This window comes from Pseudomonas sp. NPDC089741 (assembly GCF_044748825.1).
Classification (GTDB): domain Bacteria; phylum Pseudomonadota; class Gammaproteobacteria; order Pseudomonadales; family Pseudomonadaceae; genus Aquipseudomonas; species Aquipseudomonas helmanticensis.
This window is the reverse complement of sequence record NZ_JBIVGT010000074.1, coordinates 1-3,618: the sequence shown is the minus strand read 5'-3', so window position 1 is coordinate 3,618 and position 3,618 is coordinate 1. Positions and strand designations below refer to the sequence as shown.

Below are 3,618 nucleotides of genomic sequence, written 5' to 3'. Positions count from 1 at the left end.
TGGCAAGGCCGGGGTCCCTCCGCCAAAGCGGCTGGACCGGATTCGTCGCAGCTCTCGTGTTCATAGCAAGTCGGTTGGCAGGTCTCGACTACCTGTTCCGAGTGGGCGCCCGTGACTGGGCTCCGGAAGCTCGTCGCAAGCGGCAGGCGAAGCTGAAACAATGAGGCTTTGGCAATGCAATACAATCTCACCAGGATCGACCCCGATGCTCCTAACGAGCAGTATCCGATTGGCGAACGGGAAACCGTTTCCGATCCGTTAGAAGATCAAGTCCACAAAAACATTTTCATGGGCAAGCTGGAAGACGTGCTGAGTGGCGCGGTCAACTGGGGACGTAAGAACTCCCTGTGGCCGTACAACTTCGGCCTGTCGTGCTGCTATGTGGAAATGACCACCGCCTTCACGGCGCCCCACGACATCGCGCGCTTTGGCGCCGAGGTTATCCGGGCATCGCCGCGTCAGGCCGACTTCATGGTTATCGCCGGTACCTGCTTCATCAAGATGGCGCCGATCATCCAGCGTCTCTACGAGCAAATGCTCGAACCGAAGTGGGTTATCTCCATGGGTTCGTGCGCTAACTCCGGCGGCATGTACGACATCTACTCTGTGGTTCAAGGGGTGGACAAGTTCCTGCCTGTGGACGTCTACGTACCTGGCTGCCCGCCTCGTCCAGAAGCTTTTCTGCAAGGCTTGATGCTGTTGCAGGAATCGATTGGACAGGAGCGTCGTCCGCTTTCCTGGGTCGTTGGCGATCAAGGCGTTTATCGCGCCGACATGCCTTCGCAGAAGGAACAGCGCCGCGAACAGCGAATCGCAGTCACCAACCTGCGCAGCCCTGACGAAGTCTGATCCAGATCTGTTCTTACAAAAGAAACGAGAAGCTGGCTTCATTCTTTACGTTGACCGAAAGCGAAAAAATAACCATGACTACAGGCAGTGCTCTGTACATCCCGCCTTATAAGGCAGACGACCAGGATGTGGTCGTTGAATTGAACAACCGTTTTGGCGCCGAAGCGTTCACCGCTCAGTCGACCCGCACCGGCATGCCGGTGCTGTGGGTCGCTCGCGCCAAACTCGTCGAAGTCCTGACCTTCCTGCGCAACCTGCCCAAGCCGTACGTCATGCTCTATGACCTGCACGGTGTGGACGAGCGTCTGCGCACCAAGCGTCAAGGGTTGCCGAGCGACGCCGAGTTCACCGTGTTCTATCACCTCATGTCGCTGGAGCGTAATAGTGACGTGATGATCAAGGTCGCCTTGTCCGAGAGCGACCTCAGCTTGCCGACCGTCACCGGCATCTGGCCGAACGCCAACTGGTACGAGCGTGAAGTCTGGGACATGTTCGGCATCGACTTCAAAGGTCACCCGCACCTGTCGCGCATCATGATGCGGCCGACCTGGGAAGGTCACCCGCTGCGCAAGGACTTCCCGGCGCGCGCCACCGAATTCGATCCGTACAGCCTCAACCTCGCCAAGCAACAGCTTGAGGAAGAAGCCGCGCGCTTCCGTCCTGAAGACTGGGGCATGAAGCGCTCTGGGACGAACGAGGACTACATGTTCCTCAACCTCGGCCCGAACCACCCTTCTGCGCACGGTGCGTTCCGCATCATTCTGCAGCTGGACGGTGAAGAGATCGTCGACTGCGTGCCGGACATCGGTTACCACCACCGTGGTGCCGAGAAGATGGCCGAGCGTCAGTCGTGGCACAGCTTCATCCCGTACACCGACCGTATCGACTACCTCGGCGGCGTGATGAACAACCTGCCGTACGTGCTCTCGGTCGAGAAGCTGGCCGGCATCAAGGTGCCCGAGAAGGTCGACGTCATCCGCATCATGATGGCCGAGTTCTTCCGGATCACCAGCCACCTGCTGTTCCTCGGGACTTACATCCAGGACGTTGGCGCGATGACTCCGGTGTTCTTCACCTTCACCGACCGCCAGAAGGCGTACACGGTGATTGAAGCCATTACCGGTTTCCGTCTGCACCCGGCCTGGTACCGCATCGGTGGTGTTGCCCATGACCTGCCGCGCGGCTGGGAAAAACTGGTGAAAGACTTCGTTGAATGGCTGCCAAAACGCCTCGACGAATACACCAAGGCTGCCCTGCAGAACAGCATCCTCAAGGGCCGTACCATCGGCGTCGCCCAATACAACACCAAAGAGGCCCTGGAATGGGGCGTCACTGGTGCTGGCCTGCGTTCGACCGGTTGCGACTTCGACCTGCGTAAAGCGCGTCCGTACTCCGGCTACGAGAACTTCGAGTTCGAAGTGCCGCTGGCCGCCAATGGCGATGCCTACGACCGCTGCATGGTCCGCGTCGAAGAGATGCGCCAGAGCATCAAGATCATCGACCAGTGCATGCGCAACATGCCGGAAGGCCCGTACAAGGCGGATCACCCGCTGACCACGCCGCCGCCGAAAGAGCGCACGCTGCAGCACATCGACACCTTGATCACGCACTTCCTGCAAGTTTCGTGGGGCCCGGTGATGCCGGCCAACGAATCCTTCCAGATGATCGAAGCGACCAAGGGCATCAACAGTTATTACCTGACGAGCGACGGCGGCACCATGAGCTACCGTACCCGGATCCGCACTCCAAGTTTCCCGCATCTGCAACAGATCCCTTCGGTGATCAAAGGCAGCATGGTCGCGGACATGATTGCGTACCTGGGTAGTATCGATTTCGTTATGGCCGACGTGGACCGCTAAGCATGAACAGCACGCTTATCCAGACAGACCGTTTCACCTTGAGTGAAACCGAGCGCTCGGCCATCGAGCACGAGCTGCATCACTACGAAGACCCGCGCGCGGCGTCGATCGAAGCCCTGAAGATCGTTCAGAAAGAACGTGGCTGGGTGCCGGATGGCGCCTTGTACGCGATCGGCGAGATCCTCGGCATCCCGGCGAGCGACGTTGAAGGTGTGGCGACGTTCTATAGCCAGATTTTCCGTCAGCCGGTTGGGCGTCACATCATTCGCGTCTGCGACAGCATGGTCTGCTACATCGGCGGCCACGAATCGGTGGTCAGCGAAATCCAGAACAATCTGGGCATCGGCCTGGGTCAGACCACCACCGACGGTCGTTTCACCCTGCTGCCGGTCTGCTGCCTCGGCAACTGCGACAAGGCACCGGCGCTGATGATCGACGACGACACCTTTGGTGATGTGCAGCCTGCTGGCGTCGCCAAACTGCTCGAGGGCTACGTATGACCCTGACATCTTTCGGTCCTGCCAACCGCATTCAGCGTTCGGCCGAGACTCACCCGCTGACCTGGCGTCTGCGTGATGACGGCGAAGCCGTGTGGCTCGACGAATACCAGGCCAAGAACGGGTACGCCGCTGCGCGCAAAGCCTTCGCCGACACGGATCAGGACGCCATCGTCCAGACCGTGAAAGACGCAGGCCTCAAAGGTCGCGGCGGAGCAGGCTTCCCCACGGGCGTGAAGTGGGGCCTGATGCCCACAGACGACTCCATCAACATCCGCTACCTGCTGTGCAACGCGGATGAAATGGAGCCGAACACCTGGAAAGAGTGAAGGATCCTACCAGCGATGTAGACTTGCGGCATGGAAACGGAGGGGCACGATGGAGCCGATACTGGAACTGCAAAGCGCGCGGCT

Annotated in this window: 3 protein-coding genes and 2 pseudogenes; all 5 read left to right on the top strand. The window is 59.6% G+C overall.

What is annotated here, in order from left to right; genetic code table 11:
- A pseudogene (locus ACIPZE_RS28735) lies at positions 1-164 on the top strand (NADH-quinone oxidoreductase subunit A); the annotation flags it as partial.
- Between the two features lie 10 nt (positions 165-174).
- The gene (locus tag ACIPZE_RS28730) at positions 175-849 is read left to right on the top strand and encodes an NADH-quinone oxidoreductase subunit B family protein (protein WP_003223809.1); all 675 of its coding nucleotides are present in this window, start codon (positions 175-177) and stop codon (positions 847-849) included.
- A 74-nt stretch (positions 850-923) separates the two neighbouring features.
- Positions 924-2,708 (top strand): NADH-quinone oxidoreductase subunit C/D, encoded by a 1,785-nt coding sequence (nuoC, locus tag ACIPZE_RS28725; RefSeq protein WP_400776798.1) that lies wholly within the window; start codon positions 924-926, stop codon positions 2,706-2,708.
- A 2-nt stretch (positions 2,709-2,710) separates the two neighbouring features.
- On the top strand, positions 2,711-3,208 hold the full coding sequence (nuoE, locus tag ACIPZE_RS28720) for an NADH-quinone oxidoreductase subunit NuoE (protein WP_007920186.1): 498 nt from the start codon (positions 2,711-2,713) through the stop codon (positions 3,206-3,208).
- Positions 3,205-3,531: pseudogene (locus ACIPZE_RS28715) on the top strand (NADH-quinone oxidoreductase subunit F); the annotation flags it as partial. The gene nuoE and the pseudogene ACIPZE_RS28715, both read left to right, overlap by 4 nt.
- Between the last annotated feature and the right edge of the window lie 87 nt (positions 3,532-3,618).

Bases quoted from the DNA above. Each gene is read 5' to 3' on its own strand.
- ACIPZE_RS28730 (WP_003223809.1), top strand. From the start codon at position 175: ATGCAATACAATCTCACCAGGATCGACCCCGATGCTCCTAACGAGCAG.
- nuoC (WP_400776798.1), top strand. From the start codon at position 924: ATGACTACAGGCAGTGCTCTGTACATCCCGCCTTATAAGGCAGACGAC.
- nuoE (WP_007920186.1), top strand. From the start codon at position 2,711: ATGAACAGCACGCTTATCCAGACAGACCGTTTCACCTTGAGTGAAACC.